Source organism: Pseudomonas sp. BS3782 TE3695, from assembly GCF_050435305.1.
GTDB lineage: Bacteria > Pseudomonadota > Gammaproteobacteria > Pseudomonadales > Pseudomonadaceae > Aquipseudomonas.
The window spans coordinates 1,231,775-1,257,223 of record NZ_JBNDKB010000001.1; the positions used below are offsets into that span (position 1 = coordinate 1,231,775).

The 25,449-nt window shown below is 60.0% G+C and carries 20 protein-coding genes and 1 pseudogene; 13 read left to right on the forward strand and 8 right to left on the reverse strand.

What is annotated here, in order from left to right; translation table 11 throughout:
• Positions 1-89: 89 nt before the first annotated feature.
• The 4 genes from ruvX to gshB all read right to left on the reverse strand — a co-directional run bounded on the left by ruvX (position 90) and on the right by gshB (position 3,268).
• Complete coding sequence (gene ruvX / locus ABH909_RS05560) at positions 90-527, reverse strand: Holliday junction resolvase RuvX (protein WP_008007435.1); 438 nt, start codon at positions 525-527, stop codon at positions 90-92.
• Complete coding sequence (locus ABH909_RS05565; protein WP_429431112.1) at positions 527-1,099, reverse strand: YqgE/AlgH family protein; 573 nt, start codon at positions 1,097-1,099, stop codon at positions 527-529. Before ABH909_RS05565 ends, ruvX begins: the two co-directional genes overlap by 1 nt.
• Positions 1,100-1,290: 191 nt before the next feature.
• The gene (locus tag ABH909_RS05570; RefSeq protein WP_123500229.1) at positions 1,291-2,190 is read right to left on the reverse strand and encodes an energy transducer TonB; all 900 of its coding nucleotides are present in this window, start codon (positions 2,188-2,190) and stop codon (positions 1,291-1,293) included.
• Between the two features lie 106 nt (positions 2,191-2,296).
• Positions 2,297-3,268, reverse strand: a complete 972-nt coding sequence (gene gshB, locus ABH909_RS05575) for a glutathione synthase (RefSeq protein ID WP_429431114.1) — start codon at positions 3,266-3,268, stop codon at positions 2,297-2,299.
• Positions 3,269-3,502: 234 nt separating this feature from the next.
• Between gshB and pilG the strand changes: the two genes are divergently transcribed.
• The 6 genes from pilG (at position 3,503) to ABH909_RS05605 (ending at position 13,494) form a co-directional block, all read left to right on the forward strand.
• Complete coding sequence (pilG, locus tag ABH909_RS05580) at positions 3,503-3,907, forward strand: twitching motility response regulator PilG (protein ID WP_429439757.1); 405 nt, start codon at positions 3,503-3,505, stop codon at positions 3,905-3,907.
• A gap of 57 nt (positions 3,908-3,964) precedes the next feature.
• A complete protein-coding gene (gene pilH, locus ABH909_RS05585) occupies positions 3,965-4,330 on the forward strand; it encodes a twitching motility response regulator PilH (RefSeq protein WP_008068134.1) in 366 nt (121 codons plus the stop codon).
• Between the two features lie 10 nt (positions 4,331-4,340).
• Positions 4,341-4,886 (forward strand): chemotaxis protein CheW, encoded by a 546-nt coding sequence (locus tag ABH909_RS05590; RefSeq protein WP_429431116.1) that lies wholly within the window; start codon positions 4,341-4,343, stop codon positions 4,884-4,886.
• Between the two features lie 158 nt (positions 4,887-5,044).
• A complete protein-coding gene (locus ABH909_RS05595) occupies positions 5,045-7,093 on the forward strand; it encodes a methyl-accepting chemotaxis protein (protein ID WP_429431118.1) in 2,049 nt (682 codons plus the stop codon).
• A 37-nt stretch (positions 7,094-7,130) separates the two neighbouring features.
• The gene (locus tag ABH909_RS05600) at positions 7,131-13,034 is read left to right on the forward strand and encodes an Hpt domain-containing protein (protein ID WP_429431120.1); all 5,904 of its coding nucleotides are present in this window, start codon (positions 7,131-7,133) and stop codon (positions 13,032-13,034) included.
• On the forward strand, positions 13,027-13,494 hold the full coding sequence (locus tag ABH909_RS05605; protein ID WP_429431122.1) for a chemotaxis protein CheW: 468 nt from the start codon (positions 13,027-13,029) through the stop codon (positions 13,492-13,494). Before ABH909_RS05600 ends, ABH909_RS05605 begins: the two co-directional genes overlap by 8 nt.
• A gap of 154 nt (positions 13,495-13,648) precedes the next feature.
• On the opposite strand, the pseudogene ABH909_RS05610 reads toward ABH909_RS05605, so the two are convergent.
• Positions 13,649-14,025, reverse strand: a pseudogene (locus ABH909_RS05610) (DUF6124 family protein).
• A gap of 540 nt (positions 14,026-14,565) precedes the next feature.
• Between ABH909_RS05610 and ABH909_RS05615 the strand changes: the two are divergent.
• The 5 genes from ABH909_RS05615 to trhA all read left to right on the forward strand — a co-directional run bounded on the left by ABH909_RS05615 (position 14,566) and on the right by trhA (position 19,751).
• Positions 14,566-15,195, forward strand: a complete 630-nt coding sequence (locus ABH909_RS05615) for a nucleotidyltransferase domain-containing protein (RefSeq protein WP_429431124.1) — start codon at positions 14,566-14,568, stop codon at positions 15,193-15,195.
• Entirely contained in the window at positions 15,158-15,598 is a 441-nt protein-coding gene (locus ABH909_RS05620; protein WP_429431125.1) for a hypothetical protein, read from the forward strand. The genes ABH909_RS05615 and ABH909_RS05620 overlap by 38 nt, the downstream gene beginning before the upstream one ends.
• A gap of 240 nt (positions 15,599-15,838) precedes the next feature.
• Complete coding sequence (locus ABH909_RS05625) at positions 15,839-17,995, forward strand: hypothetical protein (RefSeq protein WP_429431127.1); 2,157 nt, start codon at positions 15,839-15,841, stop codon at positions 17,993-17,995.
• Complete coding sequence (locus ABH909_RS05630) at positions 17,988-19,019, forward strand: NAD(P)/FAD-dependent oxidoreductase (protein ID WP_429431128.1); 1,032 nt, start codon at positions 17,988-17,990, stop codon at positions 19,017-19,019. Before ABH909_RS05625 ends, ABH909_RS05630 begins: the two co-directional genes overlap by 8 nt.
• 114 nt (positions 19,020-19,133) lie before the next feature.
• Positions 19,134-19,751 (forward strand): PAQR family membrane homeostasis protein TrhA, encoded by a 618-nt coding sequence (gene trhA, locus ABH909_RS05635; RefSeq protein WP_007897999.1) that lies wholly within the window; start codon positions 19,134-19,136, stop codon positions 19,749-19,751.
• Here the strand turns inward: trhA and ABH909_RS05640 are convergent.
• Positions 19,739-20,686, reverse strand: coding sequence for a LysR family transcriptional regulator (locus tag ABH909_RS05640; protein ID WP_429431131.1), 948 nt, complete (start codon positions 20,684-20,686; stop codon positions 19,739-19,741). The genes trhA and ABH909_RS05640 overlap by 13 nt on opposite strands.
• A gap of 108 nt (positions 20,687-20,794) precedes the next feature.
• On the opposite strand from ABH909_RS05640, the gene ABH909_RS05645 reads away from it, so the two are divergent.
• Positions 20,795-22,042 carry a D-amino acid dehydrogenase gene (locus ABH909_RS05645; protein ID WP_429431133.1) on the forward strand — a complete coding sequence of 416 codons (1,248 nt, stop codon included), beginning with the start codon at positions 20,795-20,797 and terminating at the stop codon, positions 22,040-22,042.
• 27 nt (positions 22,043-22,069) lie between these two features.
• Complete coding sequence (locus ABH909_RS05650; protein ID WP_429431135.1) at positions 22,070-22,972, forward strand: transporter substrate-binding domain-containing protein; 903 nt, start codon at positions 22,070-22,072, stop codon at positions 22,970-22,972.
• Between the two features lie 83 nt (positions 22,973-23,055).
• On the opposite strand, the gene ABH909_RS05655 is transcribed toward ABH909_RS05650, so the two are convergent.
• Together ABH909_RS05655 and ABH909_RS05660 are read right to left on the reverse strand one after the other, a co-directional pair.
• Positions 23,056-23,775 (reverse strand): 16S rRNA (uracil(1498)-N(3))-methyltransferase, encoded by a 720-nt coding sequence (locus tag ABH909_RS05655; RefSeq protein WP_429431136.1) that lies wholly within the window; start codon positions 23,773-23,775, stop codon positions 23,056-23,058.
• 201 nt (positions 23,776-23,976) lie between these two features.
• Positions 23,977-25,383, reverse strand: coding sequence for an adenosylmethionine--8-amino-7-oxononanoate transaminase (locus ABH909_RS05660; RefSeq protein ID WP_429431138.1), 1,407 nt, complete (start codon positions 25,381-25,383; stop codon positions 23,977-23,979).
• Positions 25,384-25,449: the final 66 nt, after the last annotated feature.

The following is a 25,449-nucleotide window of genomic DNA, read 5'->3' on the forward strand; positions in this document are numbered from 1 at the left end:
TTCTTTGTCCCGAGCCGAATGCTGCTTGAGTGGTGGCTCGGGTTGTAGCTAAGGGAGACGCCGCAGCGACTCTTCAGAATCAGTTGCGGTCAGGATTCGAACAATGCGCTGTTTTCGTCGAGCCAGCCTTGCAACAGCAGGGCGGCAGCGATGGCATCGACCGGGTTGTCGCGGTAACTGCCCTTCTGGCCGCCACGGACCAGGCGTTCGCCCTTGGCCTCGAAGGTGGTCAGGCGCTCGTCATGCGTATAGAAGGGCAGGTTGTAGCGGCCGTTCAGGCGCCTGGCGAACTTCTCGGCCCGCAGGCACATGTCGCTGGGTGTGCCGTCCATGTTCAGCGGCAGGCCGACCACCACGGCGTCGGGTTTCCACTCCTTGATCAGGGCTTCGACCTGATTCCAGTCAGGAATGCCGTTTTGTGCCTTCAAGGTGCACAGCTCGCGGGCCTGCCCAGTAATCACCTGGCCGACCGCAACGCCGATTTGTTTGGTGCCGTAGTCGAAACCCAGAATCAGCCGCAGGGCCATCAGGCGTGCCCCGCCTGGCTGGTGAGCAGACTGAGATTGATACCCAGATGCTTGGCCGCCGCTTCAAGGCGTAATTCGCTGCTGGTATTGAACAGGATGTCGGCGTTGAACGGGCAGGTCAGCCAGGCGTTGTCGGCCAGTTCGGCTTCCAGTTGCCCGGCTTCCCAACCGGCGTAGCCGAGGGTGATCACACTTTTCGTGGGGCCAACGCCGTCGGCAATGGCGAATAGCACATCCTGCGAAGTCGACAGCGACAACTCGTCGTCCAGATCAACGGTTGCCTGATAGGTTTTCCCCGACGGGTGCAGAACAAAACCGCGATCGGTTTGCACTGGGCCACCCATAAAGATCGGCACATGCTGGCAGAGCACTGGCGGTTCGATTTCGGGGCGCAATTGCTCGAGGATATCGGCCAGGTTCAGGTCCTGCGGGCGGTTGACCACCAGCCCCATGGCACCATTGGCCGTGTGCTCGACGATATAGGTCAAGGTGTGCGCAAAGTTCGGGTCGGCCATGTGAGGCATGGCGATCAGGAAGTGATGCTTGAGGTAGCTGGGGCTGACGTTCTTCATGAGCGCTAGTGTGGCGTTGGAGGGGCAAACTGACAAGCCGAGGATGCACAGGAAATGCCTCAAATACCCTGACAACACAGATCAAATGTGGGAGCGGGCTTGCTCGCGAAGAGGCCGGCCCATTCAACATTGATGTCGACTGACCTGACGCCTTCGCGAGCAAGCCCGCTCCCACAAGGGTTTTGCAGTGTTCAATTGCTTGAGAGCCGGTCCCCACGTGCAAACTTCCACGTGCGAATGATTTCCAGACGATCGATGTCCGACAGATCTCCGGTGAACGGTGCAAACGGCGCCGCGAGCCTTACGATGCGCTGCGCCGCCTGGTCCAGCAGCGGCTGGCCGGACGATTCCAGCACCAGCACTTCATATAGCGAGCCATCGCGGTTGATCGAGACCATCAGTCGCAAATTGCCGTAAATCTGTTTGCGCCGGGCTTCATCGGGGTAGTTGAGGTTGCCGATGCGCTCGACCTTCTTGCGCCATTCATCTTTGTACCAGGCGCCCTTGTCGCGCATGGTCGACGCGGCGCTCAAGCGATGGATGCGTGGGCGCTTGGCGTACAGCTGTTGTTCGCTGGCCAGTTCCGCTTCCAGGCTGGCGATGTCGCTGGACAGCTGCGCGCTGTCGAAGGTCGGTGCCACGACCTTAGGTTTGGTCTCGGTCTTGATCTCTTCGCGCTTGGTCGCGGTTTTCTTCGGTTTCGGCGCGACAGTCGTCACGGCTGCCTTGGGGGCTGCTTCAGGCACTGGCGGCGTGGCGGTTGGCGGTGGGGTGACTGGCTGCACCTTGTTGTCCTGGAAGGGCGCGACCTCGGTGGTCTTGGGCGTCGCCTTTTTCTCCAGGGTGCCGCTGCCTTCCTGATTTTCCTGGGCGAGAAAGTCAGCTTTTTCCGGCTTCTTTTCGCTTTTGAACGTGGCGAGGGTGATTTCCAGGGTTTTGCTGATTTGCTTGGGTTCGACCATGGAGAACCCGACGCCCAACAGCAAGGCCAGGTGAATCAGCGCCGCCAGAAACAAGGTGAAACCGAGGCGATCGGCCGGACGCACGCCACGGTGGGCGAGTTCAGGGGGCAGATCGGACGGAAGTGTCATGGCAAAAAAACCAACATCGCGTTTTTACAGGCCCGGCATGATAACGCAATGTTGGTTTTTAACCTCAAGCTACAAGCTTCAAGCGACAAGCTGTATGTCGCAGCTTTCAAACTTGCGGCTTGAGGCTTGCAACTTGCAGCTTTTTCTCTATGGCATCCATCAGAAGGCCACCAATGTCGGTGCCGAAAGCGTTATCGATCTCACGAATGCAGGTCGGGCTGGTGACGTTGATTTCGGTCAGATGCTCACCGATCACGTCGAGACCGACGAACAGCAAGCCCTTCTCACGCAGGGTCGGGCCGACTTGCGCGGCGATCCAGCGATCTTTCTCGGTCAGCGGTCGGGCTTCGCCACGGCCACCGGCGGCGAGGTTGCCACGGGTTTCACCGAGTGCGGGAATCCGTGCCAGGCAGTAATCCACTGGTTCGCCATCGATCATCAGAATGCGCTTGTCGCCATCAACGATTGCCGGCAGGTAACCCTGGATCATGATCTGCTGACGGCCATGCAAGGTCAGGGTTTCGAGGATCACCGAGAGGTTCGGGTGGCCAGCGGTGTGACGGAAGATCGACGAACCGCCCATGCCGTCCAGCGGCTTGAGGATCACGTCACCGTGATGGTCGGCGAATTCACGCAACACGTCGGGGCGACGGCTGACGATGGTCGGCGGCGTGCACTGCGGGAACAGCGTGGCGAACAGCTTTTCGTTGCAGTCACGCAGGCTTTGCGGCTTGTTGACCACCAGTACGCCGGCATTTTCCGCTTGTTCCAGCAAATACGTGGAATAGACGAATTCCATGTCGAATGGCGGATCCTTGCGCATCAGGATCACGTCCAGATCGCTCAGCAGCGCGTCGCTTTCGACGCCCAGTTCAAACCATTTTTCCGGGTTGGCGAATACTTTCAGCGGACGCATCCGCCCGCGAGCCTCGCCTTCGGCCTGATACAAGTCGCGCTGTTCCATATAGAACAGTTCCCAGCCACGCTTTTGCGCAGCCAGCAGCATGGCCAGCGAGCTATCCTTTTTATAGGAGATGCTGGCGATGGGATCCATGACAATCCCGACGCGAACGCTCATGGGGTTTTCCTCGAAATTGGGGGTGGAAAGTGTTGTGAAAAAGTGGCGTCAGAGTGGCGCTGAGTGTGTTCCCGGTCAAGGAAAAACCACTGTCAGGGTCGCCCGATAGATCGGATGGGGAGACTGTGCTAAAAAGGCTGGCATGTCGTGCTGGCCCTTGATCAATAAGGGTTTCGAGCCCTCGACTGCCCGTAGATGGACAATTTGATTCACAAAGGCGACGGTAGAGCCACTATGGAACAGCATTCCAGCGCCTTGAAGGTCATGGTGATCGATGATTCGAAAACGATTCGTCGCACCGCCGAAACGCTGTTGAAAAATGTGGGCTGTGAAGTCATCACCGCAATCGATGGTTTCGATGCCCTGGCCAAGATTGCCGACAATCATCCCGGCATCATCTTTGTCGACATCATGATGCCGCGTCTGGATGGTTATCAGACCTGCGCTTTAATCAAGAACAACGCTGCGTTCAAGTCCACGCCAGTGATTATGCTGTCGTCCAAGGACGGGTTGTTCGACAAGGCCAAGGGTCGGATCGTCGGTTCCGACCAGTTTTTGACCAAGCCTTTCAGCAAGGAAGAACTGCTGAACGCGATTCAGGCCCATGTACCGGGCTTCACCGCCGTTTCGCCGCAGTAGGACACGCACAGTGACGCTCGGCCATGGGGCCCGGTGTCGACAAGAATGGGGAAGACCATGGCACGTATTCTGATCGTCGATGACTCGCCGACCGAAATGTACAAACTGACCGGCATGCTCGAAAAGCACGGTCATGAGGTGTTGAAAGCCGAAAACGGCGCCGACGGCGTGGCCCTGGCCCGTCAGGAAAAACCCGACGCGGTGTTGATGGACATCGTCATGCCCGGCCTTAACGGTTTCCAGGCGACCCGTCAGCTGACCAAAGACCCAGAAACCGGGCACATTCCAGTGATCATCATCACCACCAAGGATCAGGAAACCGACAAAGTCTGGGGCACGCGCCAGGGCGCCAAGGACTACCTGACCAAACCGGTCGACGAAGAGACCCTGATCAAGACTCTGAACAACGTGCTGGCCGGTTGATCGTCCGGTCATGACCGAGTCGCTGACGGCTTTCGAACTGCTGCTGCAGATCGACCAGCGCTGTCGTCTGCTGGCGGCGGACTTGCCGTCCCAGCCAACCCGGCAGGACAGCTGGAGCGGCATCGGCTTTCGCTTGGGCGAGCATTGGTATGTCGCGCCCATGGGCGAAGTCAGCGAAGTCCTGCACGAACCGCGCGTTACACAGTTGCCGGGGGTCAAGCCCTGGGTCAAGGGCGTGGCGAACCTGCGGGGGCGCCTGCTGCCGATCATGGATTTGCATGGCTTCTTTTATGGTTATGAGCCCGGTCATGAACGGCCCTTGCGCAAGCAACGGCGAATATTGGTGGTGGAACACAACGACGTGTTTGCAGGGTTGATGGTCGATGAGGTCTTCGGCTTGCAGCACTTTGCCCAGGACAGCCTGGAACCGCTAGATACCTTGAGCGGCGCGGTTGCACCGTTCATCAAAGGCCGGTTTCAGCGTGAGCAGAATTGGCAGGTATTCAGCCCGTTTGCGTTGGCGCAGTCACAGAGTTTCATGAGCGTAGCGCTGTAACCGGAATGACGCAGATCCAATGTGGGAGCGGGCTTGCTCGCGAAGGCGGTGGGTCAGTCAGCATTGATGTTGAATGAATGACCGCTTTCGCGAGCAAGCCCGCTCCCACAGGGTTCCTGTCAGGTCTCACAAGATGTTGGTTAACAGGCGAAAACCCGATGATTAAAGCAAAAACAGACAAGCCAGAAGGGTCGCGCAGCCGGGCGCAGATCATTGCGCTGTTCATCGCGTTGATCGTCTTCATCATGCTGCTGTTCGTCAACTTCGCGTACCTCAACACCCAGGCGAATTACGACAAGCAGTACATCGGCCACGCCGGTGAGCTGCGCGTGCTGTCCCAACGCATCGCCAAGAACGCCACCGAAGCCGCCGCTGGCAAGGCAGCAGCGTTCAAGTTGCTCAGCGATGCACGCAACGACTTCGCCCAGCGTTGGGGCTACCTGAAGAAAGGCGATCCTTCCACCGGCCTGCCGCCGGCACCGTCCACCGTGCGCCCGGAAATGCGCGCCGTGCAGCTGGATTGGGAGCGTCTGCTGAAAAACACCGACGCCATCCTCTCCAGCGAGCAGACCGTGTTGTCCTTGCATCAAGTCGCCGCGACCCTGGCCGAAACCGTACCGCAGTTGCAGGTCGAATATGAAAAGGTCGTCGAAACCCTCCTGCAACGTGGCGCCCCGGCCACTCAGGTGGCGGTGGCCCAGCGTCAGACGCTGCTGGCCGAGCGGATTCTTGGTGCGGTGAATACCGTGCTGTCGGGCGATGAAAATTCGCAGCAGGCGGCCGACGCTTTCGGCCGCGACGCGGCGCGTTTCGGCCAGGTGCTCAACGGCATGCTTCAAGGCAGCGCGGCGCTGAAAATCAGCCAGGTCGAAGACCGCGACGCGCGCGCCCGGTTGACCGAGATTTCCGAGCTGTTCGAATTCGTATCCGGTTCGGTGGATGAAATCCTCGAAACGTCGCCGCAACTGTTCAAGGTCCGTGAATCGGCCACCAACATTTTTACCCTGTCGCAAACCCTGCTCGATGAGGCTTCGCAACTGGCCAGCCGTTTCGAAAACCTCGCCGGCGGGCGCAATACCGGCACTATCGGTGGTTATGTACTGGCCTTGCTGGCGCTGATGTCGATCATTCTCATCGGCCTGGTGATGGTGCGCGAAACCAACCGTCAGCTGCGTGAAACCGCGGAGAAGAACGAGCGCAACCAGAACGCGATCATGCGTTTGCTGGATGAAATCGAAGACCTCGCCGATGGCGACCTGACCGTGACCGCCTCGGTGACCGAAGACTTCACCGGGACCATCGCGGATTCGATCAACTATTCCGTCGACCAGTTGCGCGATCTGGTGGCGACCATCAACCTCACTGCCGGCCAGGTCGCCGCCGCTGTGCAGGAAACCCAGGCCACTGCCATGCACTTGGCCCAGGCCTCGGAGCATCAGGCGCAGCAGATTTGCGAAGCCTCCACGGCGATCAACGACATGGCCCAGTCCATCGATCAGGTCTCGGCCAACGCCGCCGAATCCTCTGCGGTAGCCGAACGCTCGGTGGAAATCGCCAACAAGGGCAACGAAGTGGTGCACAACACCATTCATGGCATGGACAATATTCGCGAGCAAATCCAGGACACCGCCAAGCGCATCAAACGGCTGGGTGAGTCCTCTCAGGAAATCGGCGACATTGTCAGCCTGATCGATGACATTGCCGATCAAACCAACATCCTCGCCCTCAACGCGGCGATTCAGGCCTCCATGGCCGGTGATGCCGGGCGCGGTTTTGCGGTGGTGGCCGACGAAGTCCAGCGTCTGGCCGAGCGTTCGTCCGCGGCGACCCGGCAGATCGAAACGCTGGTGCGGGCGATTCAGGCCGACACCAACGAAGCGGTGATTTCCATGGAGCAGACCACCACCGAAGTGGTGCGCGGCGCGCGTCTGGCGCAGGATGCCGGGGTGGCCCTGGAAGAAATCGAAGGCGTATCGAAGACCCTTGCGGCATTGATCCAGAGTATTTCCAACGCCGCGCAGCAACAGACTTCGTCGGCCGGCCAGATTTCCCTGACGATGAACGTGATCCAGCAAATCACCACGCAGACCTCGTCCGGCTCCACCGCCACCGCCGAGAGCATCGGCAACCTGGCGAAAATGGCCAGCCAGCTGCGGCGCTCGGTGTCCGGTTTCACCTTGCCGGCCAAGTCTGCGGACAACGCTTGAACCGCCTCTGGGCGGATGCATCTTGATTGGAGTGGTTATGGGTGATCGGCACGACTATGTGGCCCTCGAGTGGGTCAAAGGCGAGATTGCCGAAACGCTGAAGCAGGCTCATCAGGCAATCGAAACCCTGATCGACGACCCGCAGGCGACGCTCGCGCTGAGCGAGTGTCTGGCCTGTGTCCATCAGGTTCACGGTAGTTTGCAGATGGTCGAATTCTACGGCGCGGCCCTGCTCGCCGAAGAAATCGAGCAGTTGACCAGCGCCTTGCAGCAGAACCGCATCAGCCATCGTGACGAGGCGATCCATCTGTTGCTGCACGCCCTTGGGCAATTGCCGACTTACCTCGACCGGGTGCAAGGCGCCCGTCGCGATTTGCCTTTAGTCGTGTTGCCGTTGATCAACGATTTGCGCAGCGCTCGTGGCGAAAGCCTGCTGTCGGAAACCAGCCTGTTCAGCCCGCAACTGCCGGAGCTGCTACCTCTGGGCCCAGAGGCCTTGGCGCTGCTGGAACCGTCCGACTTGCCGAATGTGCTGCGTAAATTGCGGCAGATGTTGCAGATGGCCCTGGTCGGTTTGTTGCGCGAACAGGATGATGAAACCCACTTCGGTTATCTGGCCAGGGTGTTTGCGCGCCTCGAAGCGCTGTGCGACAACGCGCCCCTGAGCCCGTTATGGCAAGTCGCTTCAGCACTGGTCGAAGGCATGCGCAATGGCTCAATCGCCAACAGCCCGGCGTTGCGCAGTTTGTTCAAGGACACCGACAAACAGCTCAAGCGTCTGCTCGAACAAGGCATGCCCGGAATCAATCAACCGGCACCGCCGCAGCTGCTCAAGAGTTTGTTGTTCTATATTGCCAAAGCCGAACACCCCACCGGGCAGATACTGACCATGAAAGATCGCTACTCACTTGACGACGCGCTACCCGACGGCGCGATGGTCGATGAAGAACGGGCACGCCTGGCCGGCCCTGACCGCGACGCCATGCGCTCGGTATTGTCGGCGCTGTGCGAAGAGCTGGTGCGGGTCAAGGAGCGCCTGGACTTGTTCGTGCGCAGCGACCGCCAGCACACCTCGGACCTCGAAAGCCTGCTGGCGCCCCTGCGACAAATTGCTGACACCCTGGCGGTGCTCGGTTTCGGCCAACCGCGCAAGGTCATCATCGATCAACTGGCGGTGGTGCTGAGCCTCGCTCAGGGCCAGCGTGAACCCAACGACGCGACCCTCATGGACGTCGCCGGGGCCTTGCTCTACGTCGAAGCGACCCTGGCTGGCATGGTCGGCACCGTGGAGCCGCAAAGCCAGGAAGACAGCCGTCTGCCGACCACCGACCTGACGCAGATCCACCAGATCGTGATCAAGGAAGCACGCATTTGCCTGCAACAGGCCAAGGACATGATCGTCGACTACATCGACGCCGATTGGGACCGCCAGCATTTGCAACCCTTGCCGGCGTTGCTGACCCAGGTGCGCGGTGCGTTGGCGATGATTCCGCTGGCCCGCGCGGCGAGCCTGGTCGAGACCTGCAACGGCTTCATCCGCGAACATCTGCTGGTGGACCCGGGCCAGCCCGGCTGGGAGCAACTGGACAGCCTGGCCGACGTCATCACCAGCATCGAATATTACCTGGAGCGCCTCAGCGACGACCCCGAAGCGCCGGGGGAACACCTGCTCGATGTCGCGGAAAAAGGTTTGGCCTCGCTCGGCTTCTTCCCCATCGAACAGCAGGTGCCGGTGCTCAAGGATGTGCTCAGCCCCAGTGAAGCCCTGGTCATGCAGGACATGCAGGCGCTGGATGACCCCGAAACCGTTCAGTCTCTGGCCGATGTGTTGGCCAGCCCGGTGTCGTCCGTCAACCCGCCAGCCCTGACCACACCGGGCAGCCTGTTGCCGCCGCCCGCCGGTGAAGAGCCGATAGACGATGAGCTGCGGGACGTCTTTCTCGAAGAGACTGACGAGGTGCTGGAAATCCTCGAGGAGTATCTGCCGCGCTGGTCGGCCAGCCCCGACAGCACATCGGTCTTGAGTGAGTTGCGCCGCGCCTTCCACACCCTCAAAGGCAGTGGCCGAATGGTCCGTGCGCTGGTGCTGGGTGAGTTGGCCTGGGCGGTGGAAAACCTGCTCAATCGCGTGCTGGAACACAGCGTTGCACCTTCGCCTGCGGTGCAACAACTGGTGGGCGATACGCTGAAGCTATTGCCGGAACTGGTGGCCGAGTTCGCCGCCAATGCCCAGCGCCAACGCAACGATGTCGATCAATTGGCCGCGCGCGCCCATGCCCTCGCCAAGGGTGATAAACCGGTGTCCGATGAGGACGTGCAAGATGTCGCGGCGCTCGATCCACTGTTGCTGGAGATCTTTCGCAACGAAGCCGAAACCCATTTGAGCAGCCTCAATCGCTTCCTCGACCAAGCCGCCGAGCACGTACCGCTTCAGGCCAGCGACGAGTTGCAGCGGGCGTTGCACACGCTCAAGGGCAGCGCCTCGATGGCCGGCGTGCTGCCGATTGCCGAGCTGGCGGCGTCGCTGGATGAATTGGCCCGGGAGTACAAGGCGCACCGGATTGCCCTCGACCTGGACGAAGTCGAATTGCTGCTGGAAGCCGAAGGGCTATTGCGCCTTGGGCTGCGACAGCTCAAGAGCGATCCGCTGGCTGAAATCCCCGACGCCCGCTCGCTGATCGAGCGAACCCAGGCATTGCTGGCCGAGCGTCTGCAAAGCCTGTTGAGCACGCCCAATACGAAGCTGCGCATCAAGCGCGATCCGCAACTGATCAACAACTTCCTTGCCCAGGGCATGGACATCCTGCTGGACGCCGAAAGCCTGTTGCAGCGCTGGCAGCTACATCCCGGCGAGCGGCAGGAACTCAGCGCGCTGCTGGACGAACTGACCACCCTCGGCGAAGGCGCGCACCTGGCCGATCTGCATCCGGTGGATGAACTCTGCGAAGCTTTGCTCGACCTGTATGGCGCTGTGGAAGAAAGCAGCCTGGCGGTCAGCGACCGGTTTTTCCACGAGGCGCAAAGTGCCCATGAAGCGCTGATCAACATGCTCGACGAACTGGCCGCCGGCCAGGAAGTCACTGCGCAACCGCAGCGGGTGCGTGCCTTGCGCGGCTTGCTCGATGAGAGTCTCGATCCATCCTCCATGGGCCTGATCCGCAGTGACGGCAGTCGCACCTTGAGCATCCGCGAACTGGGCAGCGCCACCGCTGAGCTGGAGCAGAGCGCGACGCAGGTGGAACTGGATGAGGAAATCGTTTCGATCTTCCTTGAAGAAGCGGTGGATATCCTCGAAAGCGCCGGCCAGGCCTTGCAACGCTGGCTGAGTGACCCGGACAACGGCGCGCCGCTGTTGTCCTTGCAACGCGATTTGCACACCCTCAAGGGCGGTGCGCGGATGGCCGAGGTCGAACCGGTCGGTGATCTGGCCCATGAACTGGAAAATCTTTACGAAGGCCTGGTGGATCGCCGTTACAGCCACAGCGAAGCGCTGGCACCATTGCTGCAACAGGGCCATGACCGACTGGCCCTGTTCCTTGATCAGTTGCAGCACAACCGTCCGTTGGGTGATCCGGGCGAGTTGATCGAAGCCATTCGTGAGTTCCGCTTGCGCAATGCGGGTAGCGCCGAGGCGATCGAACCAGCGGTCAGCAATGACTCGACGGGCCATGATTCCGAGCTTCTGGATATCTTCCTCGAGGAAGGTTTCGACATCATTGAAAACTCCGGCGCGGCCCTGTTGCGCTGGCAGGCCGAGCCGTCGAATCGCCAGGAAGTGGAAACCCTGCTACGCGATCTGCATACCCTCAAGGGCGGCGCACGGATGGTGGAGATTGTGCCCATTGGCGACCTGGCCCATGAGTTGGAATTTCTCTACGAAGGCTTGTCGGCGGGCGTGCTGCAACCTACTGCCGAGCTATTCTCGCTGTTGCAACGCAGCCATGACCGACTGGCGCAGATGCTCGACGCCACCCGCGCGGGTCAGCCATTGCCGCCGGCCGATCGGCTGATCGACGCGATCAAGAATTTCAGCCATCCGGCAGTGCCCGAAACATCGGCGCCCGTGACGCTGCCCGTAGCGCCTAAAGCCGAGCCAACTGCGCTGCAACCGGAAGGCACCGATACGGTCAAGGTCTCGGCGGAATTGCTCGACGACCTGGTCAATCTGGCCGGGGAAACTTCAATCTTTCGCGGACGCATCGAACAACAGGTCAACGACGCACGGGTGGCGTTGAGCGAGATGGAAACCACCATCGAGCGCATGCGCGACCAGTTGCGCCGCCTCGATACCGAAACCCAAGGGCGGATTCTCAGCCGTCAGCAAGTCGACGCCGAACGCCTGGGCTACGAAGAATTCGACCCGCTGGAGATGGACCGTCACTCGCAGCTGCAACAGCTGTCGCGGGCACTGTTCGAATCCGCCTCCGACTTGCTTGACCTCAAGGAAACCCTCGAGCGGCGTAATCAGGACGCGGAAAACCTGCTGCAACAGCAGGGCCGCATCAACACCGAATTGCAGGAAGGCCTGATGCGTACGCGCATGGTGCCGTTTGAGCGAATGCTGCCGCGGTTGAAGCGCATCGTTCGGCAGGTCGCCAGCGAACTGGGCAAGGACGTGGATTTCATCGTTGGCAACGCCGAAGGCGAGATGGACCGCAACGTCCTCGAACGCATGGCCGCGCCGCTGGAACACATGCTGCGCAACGCCGTCGACCATGGGTTGGAGTCGGCCGAGGTGCGAATTGCGGCGGGTAAACCGGCCCAAGGCAAGATCACCCTCGACTTGTCCCGAGAGGGCGGCGACATCATTTTCGACATCCGCGACGACGGTGCCGGCGTGCCTTTGGATGCCGTGCGACGCAAGGCGATCAAACGCGGGTTGCTCGACCCGGACAGCGACATCAGCGACCGCGACGTGCTGCAATTCATCCTGCAACCGGGGTTCTCCACCGCCGAGAAAATCACCCAGATCTCCGGGCGTGGCGTGGGCATGGACGTGGTTCACGAAGAAGTCCGGCAGCTCGGCGGCAGCATGAGCATCGACTCTGTGCCGGGGCAGGGCGTGCATTTCCGGATTCGCCTGCCGTTCACCGTGTCGGTGAACCGCGCGCTGATGGTGCAGTGCGGGGAGGATCAATACGCGATTCCGCTGAACACCATCGATGGCATCGTGCGGGTGTTGCCCAACGAACTCGAAGGTCATTACCGGCTCGATCCTCCGACCTACGAATACGCTGGGCAACGTTACGAGTTGTGCTATCTCGGTGAACTGCTGAAAACCAGCACCCGTCCGAAACTGCTGGGCCAGAGTCTGCCGTTACCCGTGTTGCTGGTGCAATGCAATGAACGGCACGTCGCGGTGCAAGTGGATGCCATGGCCGGCACCCGGGAAATCGTGGTCAAAAGCCTTGGCCCGCAGTTCGCCGCGGTGCAGGGTTTGTCCGGCGCGACGATTCTGGGCGATGGCCGGGTGGTGCTGATTCTCGACTTGCTGGCGCCGATCCGCGCGATGCAAACGCGGGTGCCGCAACGCCCGGTGACGCAGGACGTGGAGCCTGAATCGCAACGGCCATTGCTGGTGCTGGTGGTCGACGATTCGGTCACCGTGCGCAAGGTCACCAGCCGTTTGCTGGAACGCCACGGCATGAACGTGCTGACGGCCAAGGACGGTGTCGACGCCATGTTGCTGCTGGAAGAACACAGGCCCGACCTGATGCTGCTGGACATCGAAATGCCGCGCATGGACGGCTTCGAAGTGGCGACCCAGGTGCGCGCCGACGAGCGCTTGCAGCATCTGCCGATCATCATGATCACCTCCCGCACTGGCCAGAAACACCGCGACCGCGCCATGGCCATTGGCGTCAACGACTACCTAGGCAAGCCATACCAGGAATCGGTGCTGCTCGACAGCATCGCATTGTGGAGCAAAACCCATGCATGAGCTGCGCTTCAACAAGCGCTCCAGCAACCTCACTGGGCTTTTATTGCCCTTGGCTGATCGCAACCTGATCCTGCCCAACGTCGCTGTCGCTGAACTCATCGACTATCAGCCAGGTGCTTTCGATCTCGATACACCGCCGTGGTACCTGGGGCGGGTGACGTGGCGAGAGAGGCAGATTCCGTTGCTCAGTTTCGAGTCGGCATGTGGCAACAAAGTGGTGATCGGTGAGCGAGCACGGATCGTCATCCTCAACGCCCTCGGCGGGCGGCCTGAGCTGAAGTTCATTGCACTGCTGGTGCAGGGGATTCCGCGGTCTTACAAGCTGGATAGCCAGTTGAGCTATGTGGATGTGCCGTTGTGTGCGCTGGAACAGGCGGCGGTGCAGGTGGGGGAGCAAGTGGCCAAGGTGCCGGATTTGTTGGCGTTGGAAGAGTTGCTTGTAAGTGCCGGTCTGGTCTGACCGAATCCCTGTGGCGAGGGAGCTTGCTCCCGCTGGGTTGCGAAGCGGCCCTAAAACCTGCAATCGCGGTCTATCAGGTACACCGCACGCAATGATTTTACGACTGCTGCGCAGCCGAACGGGAGCAAGCTCCCTCGCCACAAGGGGTTCTGCGCTAAACCCTGGCCCGAGCCTTCATCTGCAACGACTCATGATGATCCAGCACTCGCTCCACCAACAACTGCACGCCATCGGCCAAACGGCTGAGCGCCAAGGCTACAGAGCGGCGTGAGCCTTCCACATCGTCCGCCAGATCGGCAGCAATGGCGCTGATGGACAGCAGGTCTTCGGAGGCATTGGCCAGAAGGGCTTCGGTGTCGATATCGGGGGCGACGGTGAAGAGCTGGGACTTACGGCGTTTGGCCGGTTTTTCGTGGAGTGGGGGGAAGTAATGGGAAAAGGCGCGGTCAGCGGCTTCCTTCATTTTTTCTGCATCGAGGGAGGCTTGGGAATCGGCGTCGGTTTCGGGGGGGTGGGAGTAGCTTTGAACATAGTGAAGCTCCGCTTATGGTTTGGAGCTGGCCCTTTCGGTTTCCGAACGAAGGGGTGGCAGCTGTACGCAGGCTGGAAACCCGGGAAACGGCAACCCGGTTGACCCGAAGGTCTCCCGCGCACAGCCGCCATAACGGAGTGCACACTTTAAAGGTGCGCAAGCATACGTCATGAGTGGCGCTTTCACGCCGTTTACTCGTCGGGGTTTCCAATCCCGGTCGCTGAATTGGCAGCGACCCGTAAACGATATAGCTCAGCGCAAAACCCCACCAGTCAGCGGGTTCCGGCATTGCTGTAGGCAGCAACGCCAGACTGCGTAGCCTCTCACCGTTCCAGCGGACAAACTTTTAAACACAAAACCCCAAGCGGTCGGACATCCCTGTGGCGAGGGAGCTTGCTCCCGCTGGGTTGCGAAGCAGCCCCAAAACCTGCAACCGGGGTGTATCAAGTACACCGAGAACAATGGTTTACGCTGCGCAAGGTTGAAGATTCCCAAAAAGGGACCTATCGTTCCTTTTTTGGGACTTATCGGTCGTTGCCGTGAAAAACCTGTCACTAAGCGAAGCCTTGTTCACTACCACTCAGCAAAAAGTGCTTGGCCTGCTATTTGGTAAACCCGACCAAAGCTTTTACGCCAACGAGATCGCCCGCTGGGCTCAAGTGGGTAAAGGCAGCCTCATGCGCGAGCTGGATCGGTTGCAGTGGGCAGGCGTGCTGACCCTGACCCGTCAGGGCAACCAGACCCACTATCAAGCCAATCCCGACTGCCCGATCTATGCCGAACTGCTGGGCATCGCCCGCAAAACCTTTGGCATTGCCGAGCCTCTGCGTCAGGCGCTCCAACCCTTTGCCGAACAGATTACTTGGGCATTTGTGTACGGTTCTATCGCCAAGGATCAGGCAAACGCATCCAGTGACATTGATCTCATGCTGATCGGCGAGGGCCTGCACTACAGTGAAGTGATGGAGAGGCTTATACCGATGGAAGAGCTGTTGGGCCGCGTCCTCAACCCGACGCTCTACACCCCCGACGACTGGGCCGCAAAACTGGCGGCTGAGAATAGTTTCGTCGTGCGGGTAGCGCAGCAGGACAAGATCAATCTGATGGGGGGAAACCCTTTGGAGTCCAAGGATGGGCAGCAACGAGAACCTGGAAAACCTGTTACGTAGCGGTGGACTGAAAGCTGAGCCGCCGGATCGCAAGGAATGCGAAGGGCTGATGCGTTCGGCTGTGGACCGATTGAAAGACGCGCAAACGTCTTCGCTTTCCTTCGCGAGTCGTTTCGACCTGGCTTATAACGCTGCCCATGCCCTTGCACTGACGGCTCTTCGCTTGTGCGGCTACCGTTCAGACAAGCGATATCTGGTGTTTCAGTGCCTGGTTCATACCGCTGATGTTGGCAAAGTACAGGTTCGGCTATTCGCCCTGTGTCATGAGCGACGAAACCTGGCGGAGTACGAAGGCTATATGGATGAAGATCCGGCGTTGTTGGCGCAGTTGTTGGAAAGTGCTGAACAGCTTCTGATTCGAGTGCAGGAACAGATGGCGTCCTTCAGTTCATCGCGAACCTGATCATTCCCACGCTCTGCGTTTTGGGAGAACGATGGGCGTGACTCTTATTCGAATCGCTCGATTGTGCCCAATTCCTATAGATCATGCTTATCTGGAAATCACAGCCTGAAAAATCTCCGATTGCTTCACGCCCACGGCAAAACCAGCGCCAGTCTCGAAACTGATATTTCTAACAGGTTCGGCTGCCTCATAAAAATTGCATACTGATTTCACCCATTGGGTCCTGATCCAGGAGTTTTTATGGCTCTGATTGATGAGGTTCAGCGAGTCTGCGAGCGTTTGGCGTCCGCCGGCTGGCGTGACCTGCTGATGCTTCATGGTCTGGATATCCAGGCCAGGCCGTTGGCCGATGAGTTAAAAAAAACGCTGTCGATTGACCGCACAATCAAGGGCTTTGAGGACTTCTCGTGGCAAGGTACCAGTGGGATTGAAGCCGGTCATCCGGCGCGCAGTCTGCTGTACCACGCGTTGGCATCGCCCAATGTGACAGAGGTGGCAGGGGCAAACCCGCTCGCGGATTTCCCGACTGCGGCAGAGTTAGAGACACTGCTCAACTATGTGTACGGCGTCAGTCCTCCGACACTGGCGCAACTTCAGGCGCTGGCGGGTGCAGATGCGATCTTGGGGCTGGTGGTGTTTGCCTATGAATACCGGCCTCAACCAGATACGACGCATCGCAAGTACGCCGACCTGTGTTTTTCCCGCACCGGCATAGCACGTGTTGGCACCGCTCCTGTGCTGTACGACGCTCGACTGCGTGGTTTCAGTCCCTTTGTGCAGAATCAACCGCAGGTCATGCGAGTCATTCCGGCTCGCTTCGGTGCGTTTATAGCAGTGCAACAAAAGGGCGGGGTAGGTCGCGGCTGGAGGAGCGGTGATGAAGAACTGAACTTCTGGTGTCCGCTGCATATGGTTTTCAATGGCACCGAGTGCATCGACGGCCTCGATGTGGACTTGAAACTTGAGGCTTTTCACGTCAATGACAAGCTGCGGCAGTTCCAGATCAGGAGAGGGACTGAAGCGGACTGGTTTGAACCCGACCTATCGAAAGCTCCATTTGTGCTGACTGACGACCTCGCCGAATGGGGTGACAGTTCGGTATTCGGGGCTGGCCTGAATGTGCCGGTACCCAGGCGCAGGCTGGTTGAGCCCGCGTTGTATAACAATCAATTAGTCTCTTTCAGGGTCCCGCCCGGCGCGAATTTTGGTGGTTACATCATCAATAAACGCCATCAGTTACAGGGCGATGGCTCGATCCGTGACTTGAACAAAGAGCCGGGGGTAGACGCGATTGTCAGCGCCGGCAACTACCAGGCACTGCACTTTATAGACTTCACTGCTGAAGGCTGGGTCAAGCCCATTTGTCCGGCGCTGAGTGCACACATTCCGATCATCGCAGTCGCCTACTCTATTTTATCGGCACCTGATTTTTACCCGGGCTGTGGGCAAGCAGCGTTGATTGAGTGGGAGCAGCAACAGGCGTTTCCCGAGCCAATCTGGTACGTCAGTTTGCAGGCCTTGTCTGAACTGAGGCTGGCAGGTAATCCGCAGCTGCCGGGGGGGCATTTTGTTGCGGAGGATAAAGGCATTACCGCGTTGGTCTATCAGCGATTACCAGGCGTGGGCACCGCAACGGTGGGGCCTTCTGCAAGCGCCCAGCGTCCGTCCTGGCTGCCCGATCACGCTGCGGGCACCTTTAGCCCGGGATGGGAAATTTCCACTGACGGGGGATTTCGGCCGACATTTCTCTGCGCGTTCAACCTGGGCAGCCCGTTTTCAGAAGACGTGAGAATCTGTTCGGCCGCGGGCGGCTATTGGCCTGCTGTGACACCTGACAGTGCACGTACATTTGAGCCCGATGGTACAAAACCGACGGTCATACCGCTGCCGGACTCTGAGAATGGTCAAACCAGCCAGCCGTCATGGGATGGCGAAACCGGGCCTCGTCTGGTGGTGGTAGGCGGGCGTGAGGTCGTCGAATACACCGCCTATACGTACAGCGATTACACGAATAGAGCACTGGCCGGGCAGTTGACGCTCTCAGTCACAGGGCAGACTTCCCGCGAGGAATATCAGCAGCGGATTCTGGCCATGCAGTCGGCTTACATCGCCGTAGGTGCAACCACTCGCCAACTGCAGGGGGCGTGGGCGGTGTTGTCCTTTGTCCCGATTGTGCATTCTGATTCGGCTCTCGCCAAGGCAGAGTCTGCGGTAGGGAAGCAGTTGGGTAGCAATGTGCACTTCTTCAAGATGTATAAATACGGCGCCATTTCGACACCCTCCGATTTCACTCGGCGTCACGTTGAAATACTCGAAATGGTTGAGCTTTTTATCGGGGCGAAAACTCTTTTGATTAATAAAGACAACAAGGGCTGGCAGATCCGCTCTCGTGACTGACCACGATGTGGTCATCGTCGGAGCCGGGCCTGCGGGCGCGGCGGCGGCCATTCTGTGCGCGCAACGGGGGTTGCGGGTGGCGCTGTTGGAGCAGGCGGTTTTTCCTCGCAAGCGTCCTGGTGAGACGCTGCAACCTGGTGTTGAGCTTTTGCTGCAACAGCTGGGCGTGGCCGACGCGGTGCAAGCGGCTGGTTTTTTACGGCATACGGGCCATTGGGTGCAATGGGGGGGCGCGCGCCAATTCAGTGCCTTTGGTCAAGGTGCGACGGGACCGGAGCGGGGGTTTCAAATTCCTCGCGATGCGCTGGATGGCCTGCTGCTGTGTCGGGCCGTCGAGTCAGGTGTGCGGGTCGTGCAGCCGTGCCATGTGCTCAAGGTGATCAAGGACCAGCAGCGAGTATGCGGGGTGCAAACCCGACAAGGTGATTTCACTGCTCCCCAAGTGATCGACGCCAGTGGCGCCAGCAGTTGGTTGTCTCGTCAGTTGCAACTTCGCTGGCGAAGATTTTCGCTGCCTCTGATCGCTCATTATGGTTATGCCGCCGGGGCGAGCCCTGAAGATGAAATTTTTTGCGGAATTGAAGCAGACCCGCTTGGCTGGTACTGGACAGCGAAGATTGGCGAATACCTTTTCCACTGGACCCGTCTGAACTTTTTTCCTGAAAACAAAGCGCAGGGCATTCCACCTGCCACCTTCAAACACCTGACGGCATCCGGCCCGATACGTGGGGCCGACGTGACCTGGCGTGTATGCCAACAGGCGGCAGGAGATGGATTCTTTATCGCGGGGGATGCGGCGTTTGTGCTGGACCCGGCGGCGTCACAGGGCGTGTTGAAGGCGTTGATGTCAGGAATGATGGCCGCGCATGCGGTGATTCAAGCGCGAAGTACGCCTTGGCATGAGCTCAGCATCCAGCAGCAATACCAGCAGTGGCTGAATGAGTGGTTTAACCGCGACCGGCGCAGGATGTGCGAGTTATACCGGGCTCACCCTTTCCCTCCGACGTGGCTGTTTGACCGCTGAGCGGGTTTTAACCAGAACCTTTTTGTCCGGCGATTGCGTTCGGAAACATTGCACTTTTAACCTTCAGAGCTGAGCCTTGTGCATTGTTGTATGGAACTGCGAGGTGAGCAACGCATGTATCACGGGGAAAGATTGAACGCCTGGACGCATTTGGTCGGGGCGGTGGCGGCGTTTGTCGGGGGTGTGTGGCTGCTGGTGATCGCCAGTATGGACGGCAGCCCGTGGAAGATCGTCAGTGTGGCGATTTATGCGTTTACCTTGCTGGTGCTCTACAGCGCTTCGACCGTGTACCACAGCGTGCGCGGGCGCAAGAAAGCGATCATGCAGAAGGTCGATCACTTTTCGATCTACCTGCTGATTGCCGGCAGTTACACACCGTTCTGTCTGGTGACCCTACGCGGGCCGTGGGGCTGGACGTTGTTCGGGATCGTCTGGGGGCTGGCGCTGATCGGCATCCTGCAAGAGATCAAACCCCGCTCGGAAGCGCGGATTCTGTCGATCGTGATTTATGCGGTGATGGGCTGGATCGTGTTGGTGGCGGTAAAGCCATTACTGGCGGCACTGGGGCCGGTCGGCTTTACCTGGCTGGCGTCGGGCGGGGTGTTGTACACCGTGGGAATTATCTTTTTTGCCCTCGACCATCGTCTGCGCCATGCCCATGGGGTCTGGCATTTGTTTGTGATTGCCGGGAGCGTGCTGCACTTTGTGGCGATTCTGTTTTACGTCTTGTAGATCGCATTGCAGCTATTTGCAAAACCTGTGGGACACAGGTGATCCAATTGCGCCTGCGCCCGTCGGCTGAACACCTGCAACAAATCGCTCAAGGTGTGTGGCGGTGGTTCGTCGGCGCGGGTCACGGCATATAGGGTGATTGGTAGTGCCGGTGCAAGGGGGCGAATTACCGTGGTGGCGGGGGACGCACCGAGTGCGGTGAACGGGTCGATTACCGCTAACCCGGCCCCGGATTCAACCATCGCTCGCGCCAGCGAGTAGGTCTGCACCGCGATGCGTACCTTTGGCGGCGGATTGACCGCTTCAAGGTAGCTGTCGAGTCGGGCGGCCAGCGGGTCGGCGCTGGACAGGCCAATCAGCGGCGCACCGGCCAGTTCGATCAACGGCAACGGTTTACCGTGAGTGTCGTCGGGCCAAAAGTCTTTCGGCGCCAGCGCCACCAACATTCCGCAGGCCAGGGCCTGCGCCTTCAGGCCCGGATGATCGGGCAGTTGCAACGTCAGGGCGACATCCACTTCGCGCATCAACAGGTTCTGCATCAGCTCACGGCTGTGAGCGCTGGACAATTCGCAGGCGATTTGCGGGTAGCGTTGCGTCCATTCGTTGATCGCCGGCGGCAGCAGCGACAAGGCCAGCGCCGGGATCGCGCCAATCCGTACACTGTGGCCCGGCTCGCGGCGCAGGCTCTGGGCCAGGCGTCGCACGCCTTGCAGGCTTTCGCTGACCTTGTCGACCTCGCGCTCAAGCTCCAGGGCTTCGGGCGTCGGCTGCAATTTGCCGCGCACCCGCAGGAATAACGCAAAGCCCAGTTGCTGTTCGGCGTGTTGCAGCACTTTGCTCACCGCCGGCTGCGACACGTGCAGCAACTGGGCGGCGCCACTGACCGAACCGGTCTGGCGAATGGCCTGGAAAATCTCGATGTGTCGCAGTCGCATGGCAAGTCCATAACCTTTGTTTATGGCTCAGGCATCTTTATGCATTGTTCAGCGTCTGTCACCTGGTCCTAAGCTGAGGGCACGTTTCAACAACGCTTAAGGACTGACATGGCTCAGCGGGTTTGCATCATCGGTGGCGGCGTCATCGGGCTGACAACGGCTTACGCACTGGTTCGCGACGGCATCGACGTGACGCTGATCGAGGCCCGGGATTCGTTTGCCAGCGAGACCAGTTTCGCCAACGGCGGCCAGTTGTCCTACCGCTATGTCGCGCCTCTGGCCGATGCCGGCGTACCGTGGCAGGCGCTGGGATGGATGTTGCGCGGAGACTCGCCGTTGAAGCTGCGTCCGCGCCTGGACCCGGCGCAGTGGCGCTGGATGGCGGCCTTTCTGGCGGCCTGTCGGCGTTCGGTGAATCAGCGCAACGGCGCCCATCTGCTGCGCCTGGCGCTGCTGAGCCAGGCCACGCTGCAAGGCTGGCGCGACGAAGACCGCCTCGATGGTTTCGACTGGCGGCGCAACGGCAAACTGGTGACGTTTCGTGAAGCTGCGAGTTTCGAGCATGCGCGCCAAGGGCTGGCTGATCCGCGACAGCAACAGGTGTTGTCCCGGGCCGAGTGCGCACAGCTGGAGCCGGCGCTTGTCGATGCGCCATTCGTGGGCGCGATCTACACGCCCGATGAAGAAGTCGCCGATTGCCATGCGTTCTGCCTGCAACTGGTGGCCCGGCTCAAGGCGTCGGGGCGTTGCGAGTTTTTGCCGGGCCGCACGGTCACCGGCATTCGCCACGGGGACGGCGAGGTGCAGGCCGTCGAAATGGGCGCACAGGTATTGCCGGTCGAGCAACTGGTGATCGCTGCCGGTCATCGCAGCCCGGCGCTGGCGTTGCCGGGCATGAACCTGCCGCTGTACCCACTCAAGGGCTATAGCCTGACCATGCCGATCCGCGCCGAACACCGCGCGCCAGAGCTGAGCATCACCGATTACAACCGCAAGATCGTTTACGCCCGCATCGGTGCACAACTGCGGGTGGCGGCGATGGTCGACATTGTCGGTTTCGACCCGGCGCTCGATCCCAAGCGCCTGGCGCTGATCAAACGCCAGGCGCAGGAAACCCTGCCCAATGCCGGCGATTACGATGTCGCCATCGAATGGGCCGGCATGCGCCCGGCGACTCCCAGCGGCGTGCCGTTGATTGGCGCCACGGCGTACCGCAACCTCTGGCTCAACCTCGGCCATGGCGCCTTGGGCTTTACTTTGGCCTGCGGTAGCGCGCGGCTGCTGAGTGAGTTGATTGCCCAGCGCGCACCCTCGATCGAAATGCAGGGCCTCGCCCCCCGCGTCGCTCGCTGCTAAACGCTTAACCCACAACGGAGAATAACAATGCAAAAAATCACGTTGATCGGCTGCACCCTCGGCCTGCTGCTCGCCAGTCAGGTCCAGGCCAACGAAGCGCCGCTGACCGGCACGCTGAACAAGGTTGCCAATGCCAAGAGCATCACGCTGGGCTATCGCGATGCGTCGGTACCCTTCTCTTACGTGGGTGATCACACGGGGCAGCCGATGGGCTATTCGGTGGACCTGGCGAGCAAGATTGTCGAGCGCATCAAGCAAAAGCTTGAACTGCCGGATCTGCAGGTGAAGTACAACCTGGTGACCTCGCAAACGCGCATTCCGCTGGTGCAGAACGGCACGGTCGATCTTGAATGCGGCTCCACCGGCGTGACCGCCGAGCGCATGCAGCAAGTGGCGTTTTCCTATGGGTTCATCTACGTGAAGGGGCAGTTGCTCACGGCGAAGGACAGCGGCATCAAGCGCTTCGCTGACCTGCGCGGCAAGAACGTCGTGACCACCGCCGGCACCACCAATGAGCGGTTTCTGAAGAGCTACAACGTCGATCACAAGATCGACATGTTCGTGATCAGCGCCAAGGATCACGGCGAAGCCTTCCAGATGCTGCAGTCTGGGCGGGCGGCGGCGTTCTATATGGATGACGCGCTGCTCTACGGCGAACGGGCCAAGGCGCGCGATCCGCATAAGTGGGTCGTGGTGGGCGAGGAGCAATCGCGGGAAATCTACAGTTGCATGGTGCGCAAGGGCGATCCGCAATTTCTCGAGTTGGTGAATTCGACGCTTGCTGATTTGTACAGCTCAGGGGAAATCAACAGTATCTACAACCGCTGGTTCCAGCAGCCGATTCCGCCTAAAGGTTTGAACCTTGAGTTTCCGATGACCAGCGAGTTGAAAGCGATCATTGCGAAGCCGGTGAGTGATCCTGTGCAATAGATCAAGATCAAAAGATCGCAGCCTGCGGCAGCTCCTACGATGGGAACGCGATCCCTGTAGGAGCTGCCGCAGGCTGCGATCTTTTAGAAATCACCCCAAAGTTGCTGAGCCACCGCCAACGCCACCACCGGCGCGGTTTCGGTGCGCAATACGCGAGGGCCGAGGCGGGCGGCGTGGAAACCGCCCGCCTTGGCCTGCTCGACTTCAGCGTCGGACAACCCGCCTTCCGGGCCGATCAGAAACGCCAGCGTCGCCGGTTTCGCATGGCTCACCAGCGGCTCGGCCACCGGGTGCAGCACCAGCTTCAATTCGGCTTCCGTCTGCTTCAACCAGTCGGCCAACAGCAGCGGCGGATGTATCACCGGCACCGATGAGCGCCCGCATTGCTCGCAAGCGCTGATCGCCACCTGACGCCAGTGCATCAGGCGTTTGTCGGCGCGCTCGTCCTTGAGGCGGACTTCGCAGCGGTCGGTGAAGATCGGGGTGATTTCGCTGACGCCCAGTTCGGTGGCTTTCTGAATCGCCCAGTCCATCCGCTCGCCACGGGACAAGCCCTGGCCGAGATGGACCGCTAGCGACGACTCGACCTGCCCGGCGAAGCTTTCATCGATGTTCACCACGACGCGCTTCTTGCCGACGTCCGCCAGCACGCCGCGAAACTCGTGGCCCGAACCGTCGAACAATTGCACCGCATCACCCTCGGCCATGCGCAGCACGCGGCTGATGTAATGGGCCTGAGCCTCGGGAAGCTCGTGTTCGCCGGTGCTCAAGGGGGCGTCGATAAAGAAGCGGGACAGTCTCATCAATGGTCTCTGTAAAAAGTGTCGAATGTAGCAGCGTGCGCAATCAGCTTTTGTGGCGAGGGAGCTTGCTCCCGCTGGGTTGCGAAGCAGCCCCAAACCCGGCGACCGCGTTTTGTCAGTTAAAACGTGCAAACCGGATTACGACTGCTTCGCAGCCGAGCGGGAGCAAGCTCCCTCGCCACAGGGAATCTATGTATGGCTTCAGCCCGGATCACGGTAACCCGGATGAAAGTCCTTCGGCACTGCCACGCTGATGCTGTCACGGGTGGCGAGGTCGATGCCTTCGCTGGCCACCTCGGCCAGAAAATCGATCTGCTCCGGGGTAATCACGTACGGCGGCAGGAAATACACCACGCTGCCCAACGGCCGCAGTAAAGCACTACGCTCCAGCGCATGCTGGAACACCCTCAAACCGCGACGTTCCTGCCACGGGTAAGCGGTCTTGCTGGCTTTGTCTTTGACCATCTCGATGGCCAGCACCATGCCGGTCTGGCGCACTTCGGCAACGTTCGGGTGATCGACCAGGTGCGCGGTGGAGGAGGCCATGCGTTGAGCCAGGGCCTTGTTGTTCTCGATGACGTTGTCTTCTTCGAAGATATCCAGCGTCGCCAATGCCGCCGCGCACGCCAGCGGATTGCCGGTGTAGCTGTGGGAATGCAGGAAGGCGCGCAGGGTCGGGTAGTCGTCGTAGAAGGCGCTGTAGACCTCATCGGTGGTCAGCACCGCCGCCAACGGCAGGTAACCGCCGGTCAGGGCCTTGGACAGGCAAAGGAAGTCCGGACGGATACCGGCCTGTTCGCAGGCGAACATCGTTCCGGTGCGACCGAAGCCGACGGCGATTTCATCATGAATCAAGTGCACGCCATAACGATCGCAGGCTTCGCGCAGCAACTTGAGGTACACCGGATGATACATGCGCATCCCACCGGCGCCCTGAATCAGCGGCTCCAGAATCACCGCGGCCACGCTGTCGTGGTTGTCGGCCAGGGTCTGCTCCATGGCGGCGAACATGTTGCGCGAGTGTTCTTCCCAGCTCATGCCCTCGGGGCGCAGATAGCAATCGGGGCTCGGCACCTTGATGGTGTCCATCAGCAGGGCTTTGTAGGTTTCGGTGAACAGCGGCACGTCGCCCACCGCCATCGCCGCCATGGTCTCGCCGTGATAACCGTTGGTGAGGGTGACGAAGCGCTTCTTGTTCGGCTGGCCGCGATTGAGCCAATAGTGAAAGCTCATTTTCAGCGCGACTTCGATGCATGACGAACCGTTATCGGCGTAGAAGCACCGGGTCAGGCCTTCGGGCGTCATCTTCACCAGACGCTCCGACAGTTCGATCACCGGCTGATGACTGAAACCGGCGAGGATCACGTGTTCCAGCTGATCGACCTGATCCTTGATGCGCTGGTTGATCCGCGGGTTGGCGTGGCCGAACACGTTGACCCACCAGGAGCTGACCGCGTCAAGGTAACGTTTGCCTTCGAAGTCTTCCAGCCAGACGCCTTCGCCGCGCTTGATCGGGATCAGCGGCAGCTGTTCGTGGTCTTTCATCTGGGTGCAGGGATGCCATAAAACCGCGAGATCGCGTTGCATCCACTGATTATTCAGGCCCATGTTCAGTCTCCTCGAGGCGGCTCGCTTGGTGCGCGGGCAAACAATCGCGCAAGCCTATGCAATGCG

Bases quoted from the DNA above. Each gene is read 5' to 3' on its own strand.
- ruvX (WP_008007435.1), bottom strand. From the start codon at position 527: ATGGCCCTGCGGCTGATTCTGGGTTTCGACTACGGCACCAAACAAATC.
- ABH909_RS05565 (WP_429431112.1), bottom strand. From the start codon at position 1,099: ATGAAGAACGTCAGCCCCAGCTACCTCAAGCATCACTTCCTGATCGCC.
- ABH909_RS05570 (WP_123500229.1), bottom strand. From the start codon at position 2,190: ATGACACTTCCGTCCGATCTGCCCCCTGAACTCGCCCACCGTGGCGTG.
- gshB (WP_429431114.1), bottom strand. From the start codon at position 3,268: ATGAGCGTTCGCGTCGGGATTGTCATGGATCCCATCGCCAGCATCTCC.
- pilG (WP_429439757.1), top strand. From the start codon at position 3,503: ATGGAACAGCATTCCAGCGCCTTGAAGGTCATGGTGATCGATGATTCG.
- pilH (WP_008068134.1), top strand. From the start codon at position 3,965: ATGGCACGTATTCTGATCGTCGATGACTCGCCGACCGAAATGTACAAA.
- ABH909_RS05590 (WP_429431116.1), top strand. From the start codon at position 4,341: ATGACCGAGTCGCTGACGGCTTTCGAACTGCTGCTGCAGATCGACCAG.
- ABH909_RS05595 (WP_429431118.1), top strand. From the start codon at position 5,045: ATGATTAAAGCAAAAACAGACAAGCCAGAAGGGTCGCGCAGCCGGGCG.
- ABH909_RS05600 (WP_429431120.1), top strand. From the start codon at position 7,131: ATGGGTGATCGGCACGACTATGTGGCCCTCGAGTGGGTCAAAGGCGAG.
- ABH909_RS05605 (WP_429431122.1), top strand. From the start codon at position 13,027: ATGCATGAGCTGCGCTTCAACAAGCGCTCCAGCAACCTCACTGGGCTT.
- ABH909_RS05620 (WP_429431125.1), top strand. From the start codon at position 15,158: ATGGGCAGCAACGAGAACCTGGAAAACCTGTTACGTAGCGGTGGACTG.
- ABH909_RS05625 (WP_429431127.1), top strand. From the start codon at position 15,839: ATGGCTCTGATTGATGAGGTTCAGCGAGTCTGCGAGCGTTTGGCGTCC.
- trhA (WP_007897999.1), top strand. From the start codon at position 19,134: ATGTATCACGGGGAAAGATTGAACGCCTGGACGCATTTGGTCGGGGCG.
- ABH909_RS05640 (WP_429431131.1), bottom strand. From the start codon at position 20,686: ATGCGACTGCGACACATCGAGATTTTCCAGGCCATTCGCCAGACCGGT.
- ABH909_RS05645 (WP_429431133.1), top strand. From the start codon at position 20,795: ATGGCTCAGCGGGTTTGCATCATCGGTGGCGGCGTCATCGGGCTGACA.
- ABH909_RS05650 (WP_429431135.1), top strand. From the start codon at position 22,070: ATGCAAAAAATCACGTTGATCGGCTGCACCCTCGGCCTGCTGCTCGCC.
- ABH909_RS05655 (WP_429431136.1), bottom strand. From the start codon at position 23,775: ATGAGACTGTCCCGCTTCTTTATCGACGCCCCCTTGAGCACCGGCGAA.
- ABH909_RS05660 (WP_429431138.1), bottom strand. From the start codon at position 25,383: ATGGGCCTGAATAATCAGTGGATGCAACGCGATCTCGCGGTTTTATGG.